Source organism: Parasutterella sp. St.1A3, from assembly GCF_059728705.1.
In genome coordinates, this window is sequence record NZ_BAAGFK010000001.1 from 445,620 (window position 1) to 466,789 (window position 21,170).

Here is a 21,170-nt window from a genome sequence, read left to right on the forward strand (position 1 = left end):
GCTGACAGAACAATTATTCTCAAAACTCGGGACGTAAACTATATACGAAAGTTTATGGTGAGGATGCGGTTTTCCCTGCTTTTCGGCCGAAGACGAGTGCATCCGTCAATCCGTTTCCGCTGAGTCTGGATTGGCCGTGAACGCCTCCGGTGATTTCTCCGGCTGCATAAAGTCCGCGGATAGGCTCGCCTTGCTTGCCGAGCACCTGTGCACGGTTATTGATGCGAAGACCGCCTACCGTATAGCAAACGTTCATGACTGCGAATGCGGCCCAGTAAGGAGCCGTGCGAAGTTCGTGCAGGAGTTGTCCTTTTGCTTTGCCAAGAGGATCATACTTTTGTCTGACGAAGCCGTTGTATTCATCAATCGTCTTTTTTAATTCGTGGGCAGAGATATTAAGCTGTTTGGCTAGGTTTTCAAGGGTCAGCGAGCAGACGATATCACCGGTCTCGACGGCCCGAATACTGTCTCTCTGAATAGTAGGGCTGTAGCTCCTAAAGTTGTCATCATCTGTAATTAGAAACGCTTCTTTTTCAGGAAGGGAGAGGATCTTGTCTTGTATTTCAGTCATTCCGGCATCTTCTCTGATGAAGCGTTTGCCTCGGTGATCGACAAGAATGTAGCGGGCATTGTCGCCGTGCAGGCGTCCTCTGAATTGACCGCCTCGCCGGGTCCCGACCATGCAGAAAACTTTGTCCATGAGCGTCACGGCGGCGCCGATGTCCTGTGCCGCTTCAATCATCTTTCCGTCTGCGCTTTTGAGGCTTATGGACGGCAGATCAGCAAATTCAGAAGCGTATTGACGGATCATTTTCTCATTGGAGGCAAAACCGCCTGAAGCAAGGATGACTGATTTTGATGCCGAAATTTCAGTGAGTTTTCCTTCAATGAGTGCCTGAACACCGCAGATTGAGCCTTTGCGAGTAATGAGCTTGATAACATCCGCGGCAGTGATAATTTCGACACCGAGCTGCCGAGCGTACAAGCTCAGTGTTCGAATGTATCCGTCGCCCTCATATCCTGACGGTCGTGCCGAGCGAGGCTTGCTGTTTCCGAAACTGGCAACAGAACTTTTGACGAAGTTCATCCCAAGGCTCTTCAGCCAAAGCATGACTTCGTACGATTCAAAAGCGAGAACTTTAGCCAGTGCCGGATCAGCAGAAGACCCGCCTTCCTCGATAATATCAAGATAGAAATTCTGTGGGCTGTCTGTTTGGTCTTCCGGACTGACGAAGTTGAAGTAGCCGCCTCCGATCCATGTGTTGCCTCCGATCTCTTTGTTCTTCTCTAATACAAGAACTTTTGCTCCGTTTTCAGCAGCGGTACAGGCTGCGGCAAGGCCGGCTGCACCAGCTCCAATGACGATAACGTCAGGAGCGCGAAATGACGCTTTAGCCCAAGTGCCTAAGCAGGACTGAGCAAAAAGAAGGGCAGGAAAAAAGAGAGTTTGCCGGCGACGCATGTTTATTTCAAAATGAGTGTCTTAGTGAAGAAGTTCGGGTCGTACTTATCATTATCAAGGACGCCCGCAGCGTCAAATAGAGCCTTCAGCTCAAGCGCGTTTTTTACGTTCAGTTTGTGGCATAAATTACTTCGATAAATTTTGACGGACTGCTCGGCAAGATCAAGCTCCGCGGCGATTTCTTTATTGCTGAGTCCGGAAATAACAAGATGCGCGACAGACATTTCCCGAGCTGTCAATCCTTCAATCAAGTCACTGCAGTGCTGCTTAGATGCTTTCTCCTCCCAATCTCTGACGCAGTAGTCTGAAAGTTTTTTTACGGTCTCAAGCAGTATTTCAGGTTTAATCGGTTTCTTCAGAAAGTCAAAGGCTCCTTCTTTGAAGGCGAGTACCGCGGAATCGACATCGGCGTGTCCTGTTACGAAGACAATCGGAAGGGTTGCGCCTTTGCGCTTAAGTTCCAACATTACTTCAAGGCCGGTTAGTTTCGGCATGCGCAAATCCAGTATGACGCACCCTGGACGTTCAAAATCGTCATGCTCTAAAAATTCCAGACCATCCTCATAGCAAACGGTATTCCAGCCGTTCAGTCTGAGAAGAAAACTTCGAGAATCCCGTACTTCTTTTTCATCGTCCACAATGCGTATGATCGGGTCAAGCATTTATATTTCCTTTAACCGTTGGTAGGAAGACTTTGACAATTAGTCCGTTTTCCGCAGTCTTTTCAAATTCCAAATGACCGCCGTGAGATTCTGCGATTTGGCGGCAAATGGACAGCCCAAGACCGGTGCCTTGAGGCTTTCTTGTAAAGAGAGGCGAAGTTAATTTTGGTAGGTCGCTTTCCTGCAGGCCGCGTCCCCGATCGGAAATTCGGATTTCCGCCTTTCCATCGGGAGTCTGCCGGAGCATGACTGAGATGACCTTTTCTTCCTCTGACTCCATAGCTTCCTTCGCATTTCTGAAAAGGTTTGAAAAGAGCAGTTTAAGTTCAAGCGGCTCAGCCTCGACAAGGATTTCCTTATTGCCCAGATCTGGCTCAAACTTGATGTCCGTACCGTAATCCGCATGCTGAAACTCATTAATTGTAGTTTTTAGCGTCTGAGTGAGGGACAGGACAATTTTTTCGCTTTCTTTCTTTTTTGCGTAGCTTCTGACGTGATCAATGATCGCAGCGACGCGGGCCGCAGAGCCAGCCACTCGGTTTGAAATTTCCGAAGCTGTTTTATCCTCCCGGTAATTGTTTTCAACGTACTTGCTGAGACAGGCGGAGTAATTGATGATTGCTTCCAAGGGCTGATTCACTTCATGCGCAACGATAGAGGAGAGCTGAGAGATGATGCCTGAGCGCTCGGCTCGGTTAAGCTTGTCCCGGACTGCAGAAGCTTCTTTCTGAAGCTGAACTTTCTTTTGGATCTCAGTTCGAAGCTGTTCTGTTCGAATGCGAACAAGCTGTTCTGTTCTGAGGTAGTGAATAATGAACAGAATGATCAAAACGATTGCAGCATACACAAAGTTCTTGTATTCGTCCCACACCGATTCAAGCGTCGGGTTGTAAAACGGTTTTATTTTTAGCTTGCGAAATAGGCTTTCAATGTCTTGATAATTATTAGCAATGCCCCAGCTGTAGGCGTCGCGGCTGGGCGGCATGCTCAGAAGTGAAGAGGCTAGAAGCTTTGCTTTATTAGGATCGGTGTGAGCAAACGCGCCGACAACAATGCCCGGATAGAGATCAGTGCTGTGCAGACACTTTAAAGATGCCGATTTTCTCGGCCCAATGACTTTGAAATCTTTGGAAGAAAAACTTTCATTTTTAAGAAGGTCTTCCACCTCGCAGGCACTAAGGATCCCGATATCAACGTCTCCATTTGCGACTCGTGCAATTACATCAGGGAACTCGTGATTGGTGAAGACAGTGTGTTTTTCAATTTCTTTTATGTCTGAGTAGAGCCTTACGAGTTCATTGAGCGCTAGATACCAGTCAAAACCTTCATCCGAGTAAGCCGCTATTTTTTTGCCTTTCAAATCAGCCAAAGTGCGGATGTCATTTCTATCAGAACGGCTGATGAAAGCGGCTCCTACGGATTCTCTGGGAATCGTAGCCCTGGGGTGTGTTCGGGTCGCTATTGCGCGCGCCTTTTCGATTCTCTCCAAGTATGCAGCCATTCCGGCAGATGTCATGAAAAAATCAAGTTCGTTGTTTTCAGCTGCTAGAACCATTGAGTCATAATCTTTGAATTCTCGGGTCTTAAATATCAGATCCGGATGCTTAGAGCGAAGATTTAACAGCGTCGGGCCAAAAGTATGAATGTAGAACGACGTATCGAGAGTTTGAACGGTTCCAATCGTAATAGTGTTGTTAGACGCATGAGCCAGCCCTGCAAATAGAGGGACAGATATCATGAGAATAAGGCGCACATAAATCTTCATAAGCGCATATTAGCGGGAATACGCTAAAGAGCAATTCGGTAATACGAGTAACTTCAATTTGCGGTTGTGCAATCGGAATGCGAAGCAAGCCGCAGAGGTTTCCGCTGGAACTATTCGCTCGAGTCAGCTAAAAAACAGACAACTTCCCTGTAGATGTCAATGAACAGAACGCCGGTTCGGTTCAGTCTCTAATGCTCTCAAGCTGTACCGGACGATTCCACAAGAGCTCAACAACACTGCGGTGGTTTTCGGCCTCTCCGCTGATAAGAAAGCGCTCCGAGCCTTCATGATCTGTTTCGTTCAGCCCGTCAATTAGCGACAGCCGATGCCGAAGCTCTTTGGCCACCGCAAGACTCGGATCAATAATCGTAATGCCGGCAGGCGCAAGCGCTTGGATCTGCTTAGTGAGGAACGGATAATGCGTGCATCCGAGCACAATCTGATCGGCATTTGCTCTGCGAATCGGCTCCAGATACTTATGAATCAGCGAAAGCGTATGCGGGCTCTCCCAAGCTCCGGCTTCAACGCACTCCATAAGACCGGGACACGGCACGGAAACAACTTTAATCGAGTCCTGAGCGTAACGCTTCACTAAATCTCGATAACGTTCGCTCGTCAGCGTTCGTGTGGTGGCAAGGACGCCGATCGCTCGGGTTTTGGAGGCGGCGGCCGCGGGCTTAACCGCTGGTTCAATACCGATAATCGGAAGCGAGAACTTTGATCTCAGGTCATTGACCGCAGTTGCGGTCGCAGTGTTGCACGCAACGACAAGCGCTTTCACGCCGCGCAGCAGAAGCTCCCGTGTAATGCTTTCCGAGCGCTCGATAATGTACTGCGAGGATCGATCCCCATAGGGCGCATAGGCGCAGTCTGCGAAATAGAGCAGGTCTTCATTGGGCATCAGCGAGCGAATCGCTTTCATCACAGAAAGACCGCCAAGTCCCGAATCAAAAACTCCGACAGGCGCTTTGTTCATGAGGCCTCGCTCGGATTAAGACGCTTGCGGCTTTTAAGATAGCCCGGAAGCCATGAACTGACCAAAATGCTGAGTACGACCAGTGTGCCGCCTGCAAGCGTGTTCCAGCCCATGTGTTCTCCGACGAGCCAGCCGATTAGGCCTGCAAAAACCGGTTCCAGCGTGTAAATCAGTACAGCCCTTGTTGCCGACACGCTCTTTTGCGCCCAGCTCATCGCGAACTGGTTAAACGCGATCATGCCGATCAGAATCGCCAGACAGATAAACGTGGCGCCGGTCGGCGCAAAACGAATATCCTCAAACGTAAGGCAGTAAAGCGTGCTCCACATCGCAACCGTGGAAAGCTGCGTAAAGCAGAACAGCATCGGATCGCACTTGTTGGCAAAATGACTCAGCACCAATATCTCAAGCGCGCAGAAGCAGGCGCTTGCGATTGTGATCCATTCTCCAAAGTTCCCGCTAAAGGAAATTCGGCTCGGATCCATGATGAGAATCATGCCGAGGAACGCGCTCAGAATGCCGCAGGAAACAATAAGTCCCGGGCGCTTGCGGAAAAGTATCAGCTGAAAGAGCGGAACAAAAGGCACATATAGCGCGGTCAAAAAGGCGGAAATTGAACTCGAGATGGTCTGCAGCCCTACGGTTTGCAGAAAATAGCCTAAAAAGATGCAGGATCCCGCGCTGAAACCCGCGATCCAACCTTCCTTGCGAAGGTTAAAAAGCCTTGAGCGCAGAATAAGCGCCATCACAAGCGCGCCGCCGATAAAGCGAAGCGCTACGAGAAGCGCCGGAGAAAGTCCTTTAAGACTGATGGAAAGAAGGATAAAGGATGCGCCCCAGAGCGCTGTCACCATGACAAGCGCCCATTCGGGCCTGACGTGCCTAGTGAAAAAATTCATCGGGTTCTGTCGTTTCGGTTGGGTTTGCGGTGATAACTGTTGTTTTTATTTCTTGGGTGCGCGCTTCCTGTCGGACGACTGCGCAGCCCGGATTTTGCTTCAAAACTTTCAAAGTCCGAAAGATAACGCCACTTTCCGACAGGCAGTTTGCCAAGTGTGACGCCGCCTACGCGGACGCGTTTCAGCGCGAGCACTTTGAGACCGACTAAATCGCACATGCGTCTGATCTGTCGGTTTCTGCCTTCACGCAGCACGAATTTCAGCTGATCGTCGTTCAGCCACGAGACGTCCGCTTTCTGAAGGGGCTTGCCGTCTAATTCAAGACCGAAGTTTAAAAGTGCAAGCTTTTCCTGCGGAAACTCAGAGTTAGGGGCTCCGTTCGTCTGCGCGACACGCACAATGTATTCTTTTTCGATGGTGCTGTTTTCACCGATGAGCTGCTTGGCGACTCGACCGTCCTGCGTCAGCACCAGCAGACCTGTGGAATTAATATCCAGTCTTCCCGCGGGGACAAGACTCTTTAACTGTCCAGGGTTGAAGCGCTGCTTGGTTTTGTCATCCGCCCAGCGGTTTCTCGGCTGAATTAGCACTTTGGCCGGTTCATGCCCGTCTTCGGCCTGCCCGGAAACATAGCCGAGCGGTTTATTCAAAATAATCGTCACGCGCTCGCTTTGCTGCTCCTTCGCTCTTCTATCGATTTCGACTTTCTGATCAGGGCGCACCTTTGAGCCGAGTTCGCTGACGACTTGGCCGTCAACTTTGACCCAGCCCTTGGCGATCCATTCGTCTGCCTCTCTGCGGGAAGAGAGACCTAATTCGCTCATTCGTTTGGAAAGTCTGACAAGGTCAGAAGCGGTTTGTTCAGTCATGATTTTCGCTCAGTGTTTTTTATCAGCGGCCGCTCTGCTCAGACGATCGAGAACACCGGCCGATGTCTCGCTGTACTCGGGTTCCACCACAAAAATCATATCCGCGCCGCACTTGTCCAGTTCGTGCATCCAGCTGTAGAGATGGACCTGAAGGTCTTTCGTATCTGTGTAGCCTTTGACGCGCACGCAGACTTTGGCAAAGCGATCGGCAATCGCTTTCGGCGCGATCAGCGCAAAGGTCTCGAAGTGACGCGCGGCAAACTGCGTTTCGCCCGCTAAATCTTCAGCGCAGACAATCTTCAGCGCGTGTTCCGGCGCATAGTGGCTCTTCAGAGAACCGGAGACGCGCGGAGAAGCGCCGATTGCGCCGTGCATAACCGGTTTGTCCAGGACCTTGGAAATCATCTCGGCGGTGATTTCGCCCTCGCGCAGGATGCGGGGCTCTGTGCCGCTCATATCCAGAATGGTGGATTCAATACCAACGGTGCATTCGCCGCCGTCCAGTATGTAGTCGGTTTTGCCCTCGGGCTTGACGCCGAGATCGTCACGAACGTGCTGAGCGGTGGTCGGACTGATCTTTCCAAACGTGTTAGCGCTCGGAGCGGCCACGCCTTTTCCTTTGCCTTCATCAAAAAGGCAAAGCAGCTCGTGCGTGAGCGGATGCGACGGACAGCGCAGCGCGACGGTGTCCTGGCCGCCCGTGACGAAGTCCTTGGCTCTCTCGCTTTTCTTGAGCACAATCGTGAGCGGACCGGGCCAAAAGGCGTCCGTAAGCTTTTTAACGTCGCTCGGAACATCCTTTGTCCAGTAGGGGATCGCGTCCGCGCCGCAGACATGAACGATCAGCGGGTGCGTTGCAGGACGATTTTTAGCGGCGTATATGCTGTTAACCGCCGCTTCGTTCTCCGCATCCGCCGCTAAACCGTAGACGGTCTCCGTCGGGATTGCGACGAGACCGCCTACCTTTAACACTTCAACTGCTTTTTCAAGCTCTTTTTTCATGCTTATCGATTATTCCGGAAGCTCCAATCCGAGAAGGCGAGCCGCCATTTGGGCTTTAAACATGGCTTCCTCTTCGCTTGAAGCGATACATGTAATGTGGCCCATTTTACGGCCGTGTCTCGGCTGCTTCTTGCCGTATAAATGCAGTTTGAGCCCCGGAATGTCTAATACGCTTTCCCAGTGCGGTTCACGAATCTCTTCGTTCTCATCAAACCACAAATCTCCTAAAAGATTCAGCATGACGGATTTGCTGACCTGCTCGGAAGATCCGAGCGGCAGATCGGCCATCGCGCGCACCTGCTGTTCATACTGGCTGCAGACGCAGGCGTCAATGGTGGCGTGACCGGAATTGTGCGGACGCGGCGCAAGCTCATTGGCGACAAGCTGACCGTTGGCAAGCACAAAGAGTTCGGTGCAGAGAACGCCGACGTAATCGAGCTTATTGATGATTCTTTCCGCAATCGCTCTGGCGTTCTTCGCGATTTCTTCATCCACGCGCGCGGGCATGATCGATACCGCAAGAATACCGTTGCGGTGGTAGTTCTCGCAGACGGGATAAACGCTCACCTCACCTTTGCGGTTGCGCGCGGCGATAACGGACACTTCTTTAAAAAGCGGCAGTCGCTTTTCTAAAACACAGCGGACGCGCCCGAGTTTTTCAAACGCGCTGAGAAGTTCACGCTTATCGTTTACTGTGATCTGACCTTTGCCGTCATAGCCGAGACGGGCGGTTTTTAAAATCGCGGGGAAGTAATCCGGCGTGACTTCTTCGCAGTCATGATCGGAGAGAATCAGAAGATGAGGCGCTACCGGGCAGAGTGCGGAGCGGATAAAGCTCTTCTCGTCAAAACGATCCTGCGTGACGCGTACAGCGTTTGCGCAGGGACTAGTTCTTACGCCTTTGGACGCCAGAAATTCAAGCGCCTGAGCAGGCACGTTTTCAAATTCCGTTGTCACAGCCGGGCAGAGCGAAGCGAGTTCTTCGAGCGCTTTCTCGTCGGTGTAGGGTGCGCAGATGTGCTTTTCTGCGACCACGGCCGCGGGCGCCTTCGGATCCGGCTCAAGCACGCATACGCGGTAGCCCATCGTCGCCGCTGCCTGAGCAAACATGCGGCCGAGCTGACCGCCGCCGAGAAGACCGAGCCAGCTGCCCGGAAGAATAGGTTTGTCTGTCATATTCGGGTCAATTAAAGAGGAAGAACCATGTCGCGGGCTTTTTGATTCTGCGCGCGGCGGAAGTCCGCTAATTTGTCCGCAAGCGCTTCGTCCGTGACGGAGAGAATCTGAACGGCGTAAAGCGCGGCGTTTGCGGCACCGGCTTCACCGATGGCAAAGGTCGCGACCGGCACGCCCTTGGGCATCTGGACGATTGAATAAAGCGAATCCTGACCTTTGAGGTAGCGGCTCGGAACCGGCACACCGCATACCGGCAGCGTGGTTTTAGCGGCAAGCATGCCCGGAAGGTGGGCTGCGCCGCCTGCGCCCGCGATAATCACTTTAAAGCCGCTCTTGCGGGCGTTTTCTGCAAATTCAAACATCTCATCCGGCATACGGTGCGCGGAAACCACTTTCGCGGTAAACGGAACGCCGAACTGCGTCAGCATGTCGGCGGCGTTTTTCATGACATCCCAATCGGAGTTGGAGCCCATGAGGATAGCGACTGCGGGTTTTGTTTCTGTCATCGTTAATTCCTAATTAGTCAGTAATCGAAACGCGCCTTGCGGCGCGTTTCATGAGTGGGGCAGAAGACTTAGTCTTCAACACCGTGGCCGGCGAGACGAATCAGCGCCTCTTCGTATTTTTCGCTGGTCTTCTTCAGAACATCGGCGGGAATTTCAGGCGCGGGCGCTTTCTTATTCCAGGGCTGTGTTTCCAGCCAGTCGCGGATGAACTGCTTGTCAAAGCTCGGTTCGGACTGACCGACCTTGTATTCGTCGGCAGGCCAGAAGCGGGAAGAGTCCGGTGTGAGGATTTCGTCCATCAGCACAACCGTGCCGTCTTCGTCCAGACCGAATTCAAACTTGGTGTCGGCGATGATGATGCCTTTTGTGGCCGCATAGTCAGCCGCTTTCTTGTAGAGCGCGAGTGTGTAGTCGCGAATCTGAGAAGCGATCTTTTCGCCGTAGAGCTCAACGACTTTTTCGTAAGAGATGTTCTCGTCGTGCTGACCGGCTTCGGCTTTACCGGCCGGTGTGAAGATCGGTTCGGGAAGTTTTTCGCTCTGCTTCAGGCCGGCGGGAAGTTTTACGCCGCAGACGGAACCTGTCTGCTGATATTCTTTCCAGCCGCTTCCGGAAAGATAGCCGCGGGCAACGCATTCAACCAAAATCGGTTTCAGACGTTTGGCGACAACGGCGCGTCCTTTAACCTGATCGACTTCGTCGGCTTCGACGACGTCTTCAGGCTTGATGCCGGTGAGATGATTCGGAACGATACCGTCAAGCTGCTTGAACCAGAAGTCAGTCAGCGCAGTAAGAATTTTGCCTTTTTTCGGGATCGGATCGCCGAGAATAACGTCAAAGGCGGAAATACGATCGGAAGCGATAATCAGAAGTTTATCGTCGCCGACAGCATAGCTGTCGCGAACTTTGCCGCGGTAGACGAGAGGAAGTGACTTAATGGAAGTCTTGACAATTTCAGCCATTTTTTCTCCTGTGACCCGCCGTTTCCAGCTGAAGAGCGGGCGTTTGTATGGATTTGAAGCAAAGAAATTAACCAGCACCATTTTAATTCGAGCGGCCGCGTGTTTTAGTCCTCGGGCATAGAAAATGACCGTCCGAACAAGAAAAAAAAGGTGCCGACTTCAAAGGAGAAAGAAGTCGGCCGCTGACAAAGGAGGGTTCAATACGGCTTAGAGCCGTCCGTATTGAGTGGTCGAGGTGAATCACCCGGTTGTCAAAAATCGGAACAGTAAGCGAATAAACCTTGCTATTCCCTTCAAACTGAGTTCAGTTTATTTAAGTAAAACAAAACTTTTGGTTAGATTAAATATGAAAATTTGTTTGTTATAGGCCCTGATGCTCAACATTAATATTGAGCGTAACGCCCGGAAGCACTTCATTAATTTTTGGCGCGAGTACCGCTGCGACTTGGTTCTTGATGAGTTTGGCAAGGCGAGAGGCTTCCGCATCAAACTCCTTGCTGATCCACATCAGATATACCGCTCTGAAAAAAATTGGTTCCGGAGACGCAATGATATCCAGGCTGTCACTGAAATTCTGATTTTCCATAATGACGGTCGGACGCGCCATGCCCCAGCCGAGACCGTCGGCAACCATTGTTGTGAGCAGCATATTGCAGTCGACCGCGATATCCGGAATGAGAGAAATACCTCTGCTTCGCAAAAACATTTCATTGACCTGACCCGCGCCGCACTCGTTCCAATAGCCGATATAAGGCAGCGGCAGATGCTTCAGATCTTTCCAATCCTGAATCCGGACTCTGTGTTTGGAGAGATAGCCTTTCGGAAAAATCAGAAGCGTCGGTTCTTCAAAAATTCTTTTGCGGCTGATCGCTTTGGTGTTGGTGTAGAGGTTATTGGTCAGAATCAAATCCGCGGTGCGGTTCTGAAGCCTCGGAATCAGAACGTTCGCGCTGCCGGAAGTGATCGCGATATCGCCGTGGTCCTTTCTTAATTCCCTTGCAAGACTGACGCCGAGCGTAACCGAAAGACTCTCAAGCATGCCGAGCCGAAGCGAGGGCAGGTTTTCTCTGCGGATTCTGAGCTCCTCAAAGAATTCATTTAAATCACTCGTAATGTCTCTCAGCTTGTTATAAAGAAGCGCGGCTTCCGGCGTCGGCTGAAGCGGCTTCGTTCGGGTAAAGAGCTTGACGCCGACCTGCTCCTCAAAAGCTTTAATCGACTTGGAGACTGCCGGCTGAGAGATGTGCAGAACTTCTGCCACGCGGGAGAAATTTTTAAGGTCATAACAGAGCATGAACACCGAAGCTCGCTGATTGAGCGGAGGGCGTGAGACGTTAAGCGAATTGAGACCGGCCATGTCGCAGCTCCTGACAAAAGTAATATCGAAATTTTACCTTGCAAAATGAAACAGCCCGAACGAGTCGGGCTGTTTTGCAGGAAAATTTTGTTTAATTGGCGGGTTTAACAAATACGTTTTTCGCAACGGCGTTAAAGAAGTCGCTTTGAGCTGCAAGCGCTTCATTGAGCTGCTGCGTGCTCTGTCCGTCCGATCTCAGAACCTCTCCGCAGAGCAGCATCGCCTTTCCGTCCATCGGAATCGCGTAGTAATACACGGCGTTGTCTTTGTCATTTACCGCCGGATAGGTGACGCGCACAATCTGAGTGTCGGGAAGTTTTTCTGTCACGGCGTCAGCTCTGTTTTTCTGAAGTCCTGCGACCAGGCTGTCGACCGTTGATCCGGTCGGGGTTGTAATGAGCGCGACGACATACTTGCCGCTGCCCGATTCGCTTCTGAAGCTCATGAATTCATTCTGTCCGAGAGAAAGATCCTGAGACAGGTTCCAAGAAAGCGGGAGCGTCAGTTCCACAGGCTGCTCAAAGCCCTGGACCTGAACCGGGAAGAGACGCTTGTAGCCCTGATTCCATTCGTCCATCGGGTTCGGATAACGGATGGTCAGGATATAAGGCACGAGCGGATCAACCACTTTGTCTTCGACGCCGTTCTTGAAGTCGGCAAGCCAGCTTTCCGCTTTGTCCATGCGTTCTTTGGAGAACGTATCGTTCATCCATTTCTGGATAGCTTCTTTGCCTTCGCTGCCTTTCTGCATGCTTTCCTGCCAGCCCTGACTGAACTTCTCTTTAATAGAGGGCCACTGATCTTTCAGCTGTGTGGTGTAGTTCTGAGCTTCATCAGCGTATTCCGAGCTCTTTTCTCCGATTTTTTTGACGGAGTCGGAGAGTTTGTCAAACCAGCCGGAGACAGTTTGGCCGGCGCTGTGTGCGGCTTCGCTTGCCTGAGACGCAGCCGGAGCAGATGTTTCAGGGGTTTGCGCGTGTGCGGCAGAAAGAAGGGATGCGGCAGCGATGAGGGCTGCGACAGCGGCGATATTTTTCTTCATAATGGTATTTCCTTTCATACACCGATAGTGAGGCCATCATAGTCGACCGTATCATCGGACAGGTATGATCATTGCCCTAATAAGGCACTTGGAAAAGTTTTGAAATATTTTCTGCGTGCCTGAAAAACTTTCAGACACGAACGGAACAAACATGAAAATTCGCTGGCAGCTTTGGTTTTTAGTATCTTTTCTGGTTTGCGGCACCTGGTGCATCTGGGACACGATGACCGCGTACTCAAAGGGAGAGGCGCTTGCGGAAGCCAACTGGAAATACATTCAGACGACTGAGACCAAGACGCTGAAAGACTATTGCGCGAAATACCAAATTACGGGTGACGCAAAAACACCACAGGCGATTCGCGCTGAGGTGTTCGATCCGCAGAAGAATCCTCTGATCTGTTCGCCGACTTTAGAAGAAGCTCGTTCGGCCTACGGTCTCTTTGTTCAGACCGCCGCCAGAAAAAGCAGCATGCGCATGACGTTTATGTTCATGGGCGCTTGGCTGGTCATTCTTCTGGCAGCCTTTGGTCTGCAGACGTGGCTGAACCGCAGAGCCGCCAAAGGAAGCCGTTAACTTCTTTTGGCTAAGTCCGCTTCCTGCAGAATTGCGGCGGCGGCCGCTTCCGGGTCATCTGCGCCGCAGATCGCGGAAACGACGGCAACGCCGTCAGCGCCCGCTTCAACGCATTTAAACGCGTTTGAGCGATTGATGCCGCCGATCGCAACGCACGGCTTTTCTGTCATGGCGCAAAGTTCTTTCAGCCCCTCAATCCCGACTGCTGCGCCTGCGTCTTTCTTGGTTTGAGTCGCGTATACCGGGCCGATGCCGAAGTAATCGGCCTCAGGGTCGGCTTCCCGCATTTCTTCTCCGCTTCCGATCGAAAGGCCGATGACGGCTTTATTGCCAAGGAGTGCTCTCGCATCTGTCGGACTGATATCGTCCTGTCCGACATGCAGTCCGTCAGCCTTGGAAAGCAGCGCGACGTCGATATGATCGTTAATGATGAGCGGAATGCCTTCGGGCTCCAGAAGCGCTTTTAATTTACGGGCGGCTTCCAGTACTTTTTTCTTTTTCCACTCGGGCGCTCTCAGCTGCACGATGGTGCAGCCGCCGTCAATCGCTTTGCGTGTCGTTTCCACCATGCCGTCGGGTGTCATGCAGAGATTGGCGTCGAGTACCAGATAGAGTGACAGATCAAATTTTTTCTTCATTTAAAAGTCCCCCGGCTGCAGAAGCCAAAGCGCGTCCAGATATTCGCAGTGGAATGAACCGGGTCCCTTGGCTCGGGCGGCGGCTAATTCGCCCGCTCGGTTGACGTAATCGCAGCAGGCGATGCAGGTCTCGACACTTGCGCCGTTAGCGCCGATAAATCCGGCGAGCAGGGAGGAGAGCGAGCAGCCGGTTCCCACAACCAGTGTGATCATCGGATTTCCGCCTCGGGCTGCCAATACGCGTTCGCCGTCGGTGGCGTAATCGGTTTCTCCGGTGACGACAACCAGAGTTTTATATTTTTTAGCAAGGGTTTTAGCCGCCTCAACAGCCTGCTCGGAAGAGTCCAGCGAATCGACGCCTTTTCCTCCGGTGCCGACGCCCGCAAGAAAACGGATTTCGGAGGCGTTGCCGCGCACTGCGGCGGGTCCGAGTTCCAGAAGTTCAAAGATGATTTTGTCCCGCCACGGCATGCCGCCCGCCGCGACCGGGTCAAGAACCCAGGGTCTGCCTGCTTCTGAAGCGGCACGCGCGGCTTTTTTCATAATGGCGACACGGTTTTCGTACGGTGTTCCGACATTGACGGAAACCGCATTCGCGATCGAAGCGAACTGTTCGGTTTCTCCTTCGCCGACGACCATAGCGGGCGACGCACCTGCGGCAAGCAGAACGTTTGCGGTAATCTCCTGAACAACCTCATTGGTAATGCAGTGCACCAGCGGGCGGATTGAGCGGAAGGTCTCTAATTTCTTCGCGGTATTTTTGGGATCCGCGGTAAGGATTGATGAATCGGTCATCCGGTTGTTCCTTTCAAAAATGTTGGCCCGCAGTGCGTACACAACAGATTTTTCCGCTGTGTTATAACAGGCGCTTCAAATAGTTAGGAAGGTAATTATGGCAGGTTTTGATACGTATGCTTGGCTGATGAAATCGGAACCCTCGGAAGTTTCCGTCGACGATGTACTCGCCATGGAAGGCTCAAAAGTCGGCTGGTTCGGCGTACGCAACTACCAGGCAAGAAACTTTATGCGTGACAAGTGCAAGATTGATGATCCGGTACTGTTCTACCACTCTTCGTGCAAGGAGCCTGGGATCGTCGGCATCGGGCGCATTGCTTCAAAACCTTATCCCGATCCGACGCAGTTTGACGATCATGACGAGTATTACGACCCGAAGGCGACACCGGAGAAGCCGCGCTGGGTTCAGGTCGATGTTCAGGTGCTGAAGAAGGTAAAACTTGTTACGCTTGCTGACCTTCGCGCAATACCGGAGTGTGCTGATATGGCAGTGCTTCGCAAAGGCAATCGTCTTTCGATTACACCGGTCACCGAGGCACAGTGGAACGCGATTCAAAAAATTCTCATTGACGAAGCTTAAAGTCGGAAGAAGATTCCCTGCGTTTAGCGCTGAATTAAGTCAGTAATTGCACTGAGGTTCCCGGATTTCATTCGTGCGATTTTGTTTGGCTGCATGATTCAGCGCTATATTTTTCGAATTCTTATACTTATCAAACCACCAAGAGGACTGAATTGGACTTAATAACTATCGGCCTGATGGCTCTTCTCGGATGCTTTACAGGTTTTATGGCGGGACTGCTTGGCATTGGCGGCGGTCTTATTATCACGCCGTTCCTGATTATGCTCATCCCAACCAGCGTTATTCCTCAGACGCACATCGTGCATGTCGCGATCGCGACATCATTGGCGACGATCGCCTTTACTTCTCTTTCTTCAGTGAGAGCGCACCATAAGAGAGGCGCGGTTCTCTGGAAAGTCGTCGCGGCAGTTGCACCCGGCATTCTGGTAGGTGCAATGGTCGGTGCGCAAATTGCCGGTTTCCTGTCTACCTTCTGGATTTCTCTTTTGTTCTCCGTATTCGTCGGCTTCTCAGCATTCAAGATGTTTATGAACAAGCCTCCGAAGGCCGATCGAGAACTTCCGGGCTCTGCCGGTAAGTTCGGCATGGGCACCATCATCGGTGTGCTTTCTGCCTTAGTCGGCGCGGGCGGCGGATTCATTTCCGTTCCATGGATGGTTTGGTGCAACGTCAAAATGCACAATGCTGTGGCGACAAGCGCGGCATTAGGCTTCCCGATCGCGTTCTTCGGAACCATGGGCTATATCGTCAGCGGCTGGAACGTGGAGAATCTCCCGGGCTGGCCGATTACGCTCGGCTACATCTGTATCCCGGCGCTTTTCTCTGTCGCGGTCACCAGCGTATTGTTTGCGCCGCTCGGAGCAAAAGTGGCTCATTCAATTGATACAAAACCGCTCAAAAAGATCTTTGCATGCCTGCTCTGCGTGCTGTGCATGTACATGCTGCGCCAGGCCTACCTTGCAATGTAGTTCTGTGTTTTGATTGATTTATCTCAGAATGGAGCTCCCAAAATAATTGCGGGAGCTCCAATAATATTCAGATTGTCATAACTAAAAAAGGTCGGAAAAACCGCCTCATCTTCTTCGAATCCGATGACTTCCGAGCTGCCGATCCCCGTTCGGAGTATGGAGGAAAGATGTTTTTACAAAACTTTTTAGTGGCGCTCCTGCTCTTTTGCATCATTGGTTTGGGCTACCTCTTCGCCCGCTTTAAATTTGTCTCTGTTGATATCGGCAATGCTCTGTCAAAGTTTTCCTTTACCGTCACGATCCCGATTCTGCTGTTTCGCCTGATGAGCGATCTTCCGAATCTGCCTTCGTCGAACTGGCTTATCGGCGTAGCTTTCTTCGGTTCCTGTTTTATTGTTTTTGCGATTGGCTTTTTTATTGGAAAAACTTCCTGCACCTGAGCCGAGACGGCCAGACGCTTTTTGGAATGGCAGGCGTTTTCTCCAACAACATTCAGCTCGGGGTGCCGATCGCTATTTCGCTGCTTGGCAAAGGAAGTCTTCCTTCCATTGCCGTGATCTTTTCTTTGAACGGCTTTCTTATGTGGACGCTTGCGACAATTGCCATTGAACTCGGCCGCAACGGCTATCAAATCCGTGATTATCAACTGACAATCACGGGCGGGAAAGATATCGATTTTTCTCCCATTCATGTAGTTTGCTGTAAACATCAGGAGTTCAATGCCAAAGCAGAGGAAGCAGTTACGGGCGATCTGAGAATTATTCCGATGGGTAATACATTTATTGTGGAGCTGACTTATCGTGTCGGTAAGGATGAGTGTAAAACTTCAAAACGCGCCGCTTTGAATCCGAATGAAGCTTTGTGCTGTGATTTAGGTATTGATAATTTTGCAACTTTCGTTTCGACCAAACCCGGAATCAGGCCGTTTTTGGTCAAAGGCAAAATACTGAAGAGCATCAATCAGCAGTACAACAAACAAGTCGCTGAACTGAGAAGTAAGAAACACTATGAGCACATTCGAATAAAAGGAGTCAAACGTTATTGGCAGCTCCAAGACTTGATGCACAAGGCCAGCCGTTTGGCTGTCAACTTTTGTCTTGCGCATGATATAGGTCGCATTGTCATTGGTACCAATAGAAACTGGAAACAGAGTGTGAACCTCGGCAAGCGAAACAATCAGAATTTTGTCATGCTCCCGCATGCTAAGTTTATTGAGATGGTCCGGTATAAGGCAGAAGAATACGGCATTCAAGTGACAGTGCGGGAGGAAAGCTACACCTCTAAGGCCAGTGCGCTAGACATGGATGTCATTGCAGATTTCGACCCGAAGCAAGGCAAGACAAAGCCGGTATTTTCGGGAAAGAGAATCAAGCGCGGCCTCTATTGATCGTCAGACGGACATTTGATCAATGCCGATATCAATGGCGCAGCCAATATCGGCCGAAAAGAACTCGGGGATGAGTGGCTCAAAAAGCTGCTCGAACTCGATGGGGGCGTCTTTGTGGACACGCCCGCAATTGTACGAAACCTGCATGTATGTGCGGGTGTTCGTCAATTGCTAGAAATGGGAGCACGCTCCCATGAAACCTCGCACGTGAGTGCGAGGTAGTTCATTAAGCGAAGCAACGATATTCTGCTGAAAGTCAATGTCGTTAAATCAGCCGCCTCTCAGCAGGAAAAAGAAGAAGCAAAGAAAGTCTTTACCGACTCTGTGATGGTCGCCTGGGCGGTGGGTATCTTCAAGCAAAGTTTATGTACCGTCGATGATCCGCTTGCTTCTTCTTGGCGCGGACTGGTGGATTCAGGTGTGACCGTTCGCTACCACCTTTACGCTGACGGCAATTACCTGATCGACGGAGACATCTCCAAAGGTATGACCTGCTACACGAAATAGCGGCGCGCAGTGTTTTAGGCACAAAAAGAGGCCGGAACAAGTCCGGCCCAAAGGAGAAGAGATCAATTAATCTCTGAACGAATCGTCTTTACTTAATGACCTTGATCGTGTCGAAGCCGGCAATCTTCTTGCCGTTGGCCTTGGCGTAAACATAGACGTCCTGGGTCACTTCGGGAACACAGTACTTAGCGGCCTGTTTTCCTGAGAATGTAATGACAGCGTCGGGGATACCGTCTCCATTGACATCCTTCATCGCCACGGACTGGGCGGTTGCGGGATCAGGAATGATCTCGACATCTTCTGTCGGATGAGCCGGCTGAATTCTCACGCTCTTTGCATCGATCTTTGAAGCGTCAAATGTCTTGCTTCCGAGAATTGCGACTTTCGCGGCTTTGTCATTGCCCTGACTGATGGATTCTTCCAGGAACAGAACATTGGTCTTCGGAAGTGCGTCCTTCGCTTTTGCGACAAGGTTTGCACCTTGTTGGTACGCGTTAACGTTAAACGCATGCAGCACATTAAGCGCTTTTTCTGTTCCGCCGACTTTTTCTGCCAGTGCGGCTTGCTGTTCCACAGACTTGCGGCCTTTATCCCAGTCCTTTTCCTGCGCGCTGATCATTTTTGCGAGCTTCTTGTGACCGTCCAGATAGTCCGACAGAGCTTGGTTGGTCAGGAAGGTGTAAAGCGGCAGTTCCGGTTTGTAGTCAAAGCTGGAAGCTTTGGCGTGGAACTGCTGTCTTGTCGCTTCATCAGGCGTCATGAATGACTGCGCGGCAGAGGGTTTGGCAAGCGGATAGAACGGAATATAAGGATTTTCGCTCGGCATGCCGGATGTTCTCCAGCCGATCGTATAGTTCTTGTTAGGAACCATTTCGTAGACGACGGATTCAAAGGTTCCGGGATTGCAGATGTCGTTAATGCTCTGATGGAAGAATCCGTTATCGCGTTTTTCGTGAGCATAATGACTGCGAAGGATGTTCTTGACGTCTTCAACCGTAAGCTTCTTGGAAGGCGTGATGGAGTACGGGAAGTCGTTCGGATTTTGGATTTCTTTGCCGGTGAGATATTTCCATCCGGTCTGAGAGCGGTCTTTGATCCAGTCTGCATCTCTTCTTGCGTCTGTCTGATAGGCTTCGCGGAAGTTGAAGTCGCTGTAGTCGCCTTCTTTTTTCGGTTTGTAGGTGCCCATCTTGATTGCATGTTCGATAAGGTCGGGAGAGGCGATGACGTCAGGAGCGTTTACGTCAACCGGGCCGAGGGTGTAGGCGTTGGCGATATACAGCACTTCGTTGTCGCCGATCTTCTTGGCAAGATATCTGCCTCCGCGGATAAGATTTAACTGCCATGCTTCATCTTTATCGGCGATTGTGTACACACGGCCGGCAGCGCGATAGCCGTATTTTTTGACTAAGTCAATGGCGATGTTGACGCCGTCGCGAGCATTCTTTGCTCTCTCGGCAACGATTCTTCTAATGGCGTATCCGACGCCGCCGTCCTTGACCGCTTCGTCTTTGTCGTAGGTGTCATAGCTCTGGTTTGAAGCAAGCGAGACACCGTTTTCATTGACAAAGCCGTCAGAATACGAGTAACCGGCAGGATGAAGCGTCTGACTCCAGTAGTATCCGTAGGTGTGCGGAACCTGCGGAATCTTAGCGGCGTCCGGTTCATATTCGATGACCTCTCCGGCAGGATGGTCGGCTGCAGGAACCCAGTACTGGGATGTGATGATGCGGCTATCATTGTCTTCGTTATGGCCGACAAGAATGTTTCCGGTGGCCGAAGCGTTTTTGCCGACAACGACGGTTGAACATGCAATAGCGTTGGTTCCTAGAATTAATCCTGCTGCCAGTGCGGCGGCGGTAAGTGCAAACTTGGTCATAGCTGCTCCTTAAAGTTTTGGAAGAGGTCTGAGTGCGTAAAAAGGACGTTTAATCAGCCTTTAGGCTTTGGTTCAGACGGACAGGATTTACTTTATTATGTGAGGAAAAATCGACCAATTGCTCAGGAAAACCCTGGGTTTACCACTATATCGCGAGGAAAAAGAAATTGGCCTCAAATTTTGATTTGGAGAACTTAAAGGACTGGGAGCTCTTAATGCGGGTTGCTTCCAACGGCTCTATGAATCAAACTGCCGCAGAGCTTGATTTAAGCATCGCGACCGTGAGTCAGAAAATCAAAGATATTGAGGCGGTTCTCGGGTATCCGATTTTCGCACGCACTACAAAGAAAACTCGTTTGACACCGGAAGGCGTACAGCTTTTGGCGGCTGCAAAAAATCCTTTGGATTCTTTCAAATCTTTCGTTTCGGATATTCACAGCGCAGACAGAATGAAAAAAATCCACATCGCCTGCTCAATATCCAATTCGATTTCGAGATTCTTTTTTCGTCTGTGCGCAGAATTTAAAAAGGCGCATCCGGAAGTGGAGTTTGAGCTGATTGACAACCAATATTCTTTGAGAGACAGGCTTAAACCCGCGGATGTGTCGATTTTTGCGAACCTTTCGCAAAACGAAAGATCCAATACCGTATTGCTCGGAAAAGAACCTACGATAATTTGCGCTCCTGCATCAATCGCCGATAAATATAGCGGCGGCCTGACTCTTCAGGATCTTTCCAAAGAAATGGTTTTGCTTTGTTCTAACTGGACTTGTCCGTCTCCGTTTCTTTTTGACAGCAGAAGCGGCAAAACCTATCCGCTGCCGGAGTCAGACCGAATGTATTTCATCAGTTCTGAGACAGTGTTGGAGGCGGTTACAGAAAAGCTCGGCGTCGCATGGGCTCTCCCTTACATAATGACGGAAATGTATTTGGCCGAAGGTGAAATTGTCAGAGTTCTTCCCGACTTAGAAGGTCCTTCCGTTAATTACTTCATGGGTGTTGAGGCAATGATTACGGAGCCGATTGTTTCCTGTTTCATTGAATATGCAGCCTCCGAGCTGAGGAAGCGATTGGCGGTATTCCAAACATCTTCTCCTTCCTACGCGCTCTACTAAGAGTCCGCAAGTGATCCTGTCTGCATGGCTTCGGCACAGACAGGGTGTG

22 protein-coding genes are annotated in these 21,170 nt (G+C 50.9%); 7 read left to right on the forward strand and 15 right to left on the reverse strand.

Annotation, left to right across the window (positions count from 1 at the left end; all coding sequences use genetic code 11):
- Nucleotides 1–52 precede the first annotated feature (52 nt).
- The 12 genes from AC6I1F_RS02075 to AC6I1F_RS02130 all read right to left on the reverse strand — a co-directional run bounded on the left by AC6I1F_RS02075 (nt 53) and on the right by AC6I1F_RS02130 (nt 12,678).
- The gene (locus AC6I1F_RS02075; protein WP_289171969.1) at nt 53–1,462 is read right to left on the reverse strand and encodes an FAD-dependent oxidoreductase; all 1,410 of its coding nucleotides are present in this window, start codon (nt 1,460–1,462) and stop codon (nt 53–55) included.
- Between the two features lie 2 nt (nt 1,463–1,464).
- Nucleotides 1,465–2,124, reverse strand: coding sequence for a response regulator transcription factor (locus AC6I1F_RS02080; protein WP_289171968.1), 660 nt, complete (start codon nt 2,122–2,124; stop codon nt 1,465–1,467).
- Nucleotides 2,117–3,862 (reverse strand): sensor histidine kinase, encoded by a 1,746-nt coding sequence (locus AC6I1F_RS02085; RefSeq protein WP_255453144.1) that lies wholly within the window; start codon nt 3,860–3,862, stop codon nt 2,117–2,119. Before AC6I1F_RS02085 ends, AC6I1F_RS02080 begins: the two co-directional genes overlap by 8 nt.
- Before the next feature lie 208 nt (nt 3,863–4,070).
- Entirely contained in the window at nt 4,071–4,865 is a 795-nt protein-coding gene (gene murI, locus AC6I1F_RS02090) for a glutamate racemase (protein WP_289171967.1), read from the reverse strand.
- Complete coding sequence (locus tag AC6I1F_RS02095; protein WP_289171966.1) at nt 4,862–5,764, reverse strand: DMT family transporter; 903 nt, start codon at nt 5,762–5,764, stop codon at nt 4,862–4,864. The genes murI and AC6I1F_RS02095 overlap by 4 nt, the downstream gene beginning before the upstream one ends.
- The gene (locus tag AC6I1F_RS02100) at nt 5,761–6,633 is read right to left on the reverse strand and encodes a pseudouridine synthase (protein WP_289171965.1); all 873 of its coding nucleotides are present in this window, start codon (nt 6,631–6,633) and stop codon (nt 5,761–5,763) included. Before AC6I1F_RS02100 ends, AC6I1F_RS02095 begins: the two co-directional genes overlap by 4 nt.
- Nucleotides 6,634–6,642: 9 nt before the next feature.
- Nucleotides 6,643–7,635: an L-threonylcarbamoyladenylate synthase gene (locus AC6I1F_RS02105; protein ID WP_289171964.1), complete on the reverse strand. Its 993-nt coding sequence runs from the start codon at nt 7,633–7,635 to the stop codon at nt 6,643–6,645.
- Nucleotides 7,636–7,644: 9 nt separating this feature from the next.
- Complete coding sequence (locus AC6I1F_RS02110) at nt 7,645–8,811, reverse strand: 5-(carboxyamino)imidazole ribonucleotide synthase (protein WP_289171963.1); 1,167 nt, start codon at nt 8,809–8,811, stop codon at nt 7,645–7,647.
- An 11-nt stretch (nt 8,812–8,822) separates the two neighbouring features.
- Nucleotides 8,823–9,317: a 5-(carboxyamino)imidazole ribonucleotide mutase gene (gene purE / locus AC6I1F_RS02115; RefSeq protein WP_289171962.1), complete on the reverse strand. Its 495-nt coding sequence runs from the start codon at nt 9,315–9,317 to the stop codon at nt 8,823–8,825.
- Between the two features lie 68 nt (nt 9,318–9,385).
- Nucleotides 9,386–10,279, reverse strand: coding sequence for a phosphoribosylaminoimidazolesuccinocarboxamide synthase (locus tag AC6I1F_RS02120; protein ID WP_160335089.1), 894 nt, complete (start codon nt 10,277–10,279; stop codon nt 9,386–9,388).
- Nucleotides 10,280–10,640: 361 nt separating this feature from the next.
- Nucleotides 10,641–11,636 (reverse strand): LysR family transcriptional regulator, encoded by a 996-nt coding sequence (locus AC6I1F_RS02125; RefSeq protein ID WP_160335090.1) that lies wholly within the window; start codon nt 11,634–11,636, stop codon nt 10,641–10,643.
- Between the two features lie 91 nt (nt 11,637–11,727).
- Nucleotides 11,728–12,678 (reverse strand): hypothetical protein, encoded by a 951-nt coding sequence (locus AC6I1F_RS02130; protein ID WP_160335091.1) that lies wholly within the window; start codon nt 12,676–12,678, stop codon nt 11,728–11,730.
- Nucleotides 12,679–12,829: 151 nt separating this feature from the next.
- Between AC6I1F_RS02130 and AC6I1F_RS02135 the strand changes: the two genes are divergently transcribed.
- On the forward strand, nt 12,830–13,252 hold the full coding sequence (locus AC6I1F_RS02135) for a hypothetical protein (RefSeq protein WP_160335092.1): 423 nt from the start codon (nt 12,830–12,832) through the stop codon (nt 13,250–13,252).
- Here AC6I1F_RS02135 and thiE read toward each other — a convergent pair.
- The gene (gene thiE, locus AC6I1F_RS02140; protein WP_160335093.1) at nt 13,249–13,890 is read right to left on the reverse strand and encodes a thiamine phosphate synthase; all 642 of its coding nucleotides are present in this window, start codon (nt 13,888–13,890) and stop codon (nt 13,249–13,251) included. The two genes, AC6I1F_RS02135 and thiE, sit on opposite strands and share 4 nt — an antisense overlap.
- Nucleotides 13,891–14,685 carry a hydroxyethylthiazole kinase gene (thiM, locus tag AC6I1F_RS02145; protein ID WP_160335094.1) on the reverse strand — a complete coding sequence of 265 codons (795 nt, stop codon included), beginning with the start codon at nt 14,683–14,685 and terminating at the stop codon, nt 13,891–13,893. It lies immediately after the preceding gene.
- A 97-nt stretch (nt 14,686–14,782) separates the two neighbouring features.
- Here thiM and AC6I1F_RS02150 point away from each other — a divergent pair, with 97 nt between their 5' ends.
- The 5 genes from AC6I1F_RS02150 to AC6I1F_RS02170 all read left to right on the forward strand — a co-directional run bounded on the left by AC6I1F_RS02150 (nt 14,783) and on the right by AC6I1F_RS02170 (nt 18,127).
- A complete protein-coding gene (locus AC6I1F_RS02150) occupies nt 14,783–15,265 on the forward strand; it encodes an EVE domain-containing protein (RefSeq protein WP_160335095.1) in 483 nt (160 codons plus the stop codon).
- A 176-nt stretch (nt 15,266–15,441) separates the two neighbouring features.
- A complete protein-coding gene (locus tag AC6I1F_RS02155) occupies nt 15,442–16,233 on the forward strand; it encodes a sulfite exporter TauE/SafE family protein (RefSeq protein ID WP_202074555.1) in 792 nt (263 codons plus the stop codon).
- A gap of 167 nt (nt 16,234–16,400) precedes the next feature.
- A complete protein-coding gene (locus AC6I1F_RS02160) occupies nt 16,401–16,673 on the forward strand; it encodes an AEC family transporter (RefSeq protein WP_160335097.1) in 273 nt (90 codons plus the stop codon).
- Between the two features lie 26 nt (nt 16,674–16,699).
- Nucleotides 16,700–17,620 (forward strand): IS200/IS605 family accessory protein TnpB-related protein, encoded by a 921-nt coding sequence (locus tag AC6I1F_RS02165; RefSeq protein ID WP_497801589.1) that lies wholly within the window; start codon nt 16,700–16,702, stop codon nt 17,618–17,620.
- Between the two features lie 327 nt (nt 17,621–17,947).
- Nucleotides 17,948–18,127 carry a hypothetical protein gene (locus tag AC6I1F_RS02170; protein ID WP_160335608.1) on the forward strand — a complete coding sequence of 60 codons (180 nt, stop codon included), beginning with the start codon at nt 17,948–17,950 and terminating at the stop codon, nt 18,125–18,127.
- An 88-nt stretch (nt 18,128–18,215) separates the two neighbouring features.
- Here AC6I1F_RS02170 and AC6I1F_RS02175 read toward each other — a convergent pair whose 3' ends face one another.
- Nucleotides 18,216–20,006 (reverse strand): C69 family dipeptidase, encoded by a 1,791-nt coding sequence (locus AC6I1F_RS02175; protein ID WP_160335609.1) that lies wholly within the window; start codon nt 20,004–20,006, stop codon nt 18,216–18,218.
- A gap of 167 nt (nt 20,007–20,173) precedes the next feature.
- On the opposite strand from AC6I1F_RS02175, the gene AC6I1F_RS02180 reads away from it, so the two are divergent.
- On the forward strand, nt 20,174–21,121 hold the full coding sequence (locus AC6I1F_RS02180; RefSeq protein ID WP_160335610.1) for a LysR family transcriptional regulator: 948 nt from the start codon (nt 20,174–20,176) through the stop codon (nt 21,119–21,121).
- Nucleotides 21,122–21,170: the final 49 nt, after the last annotated feature.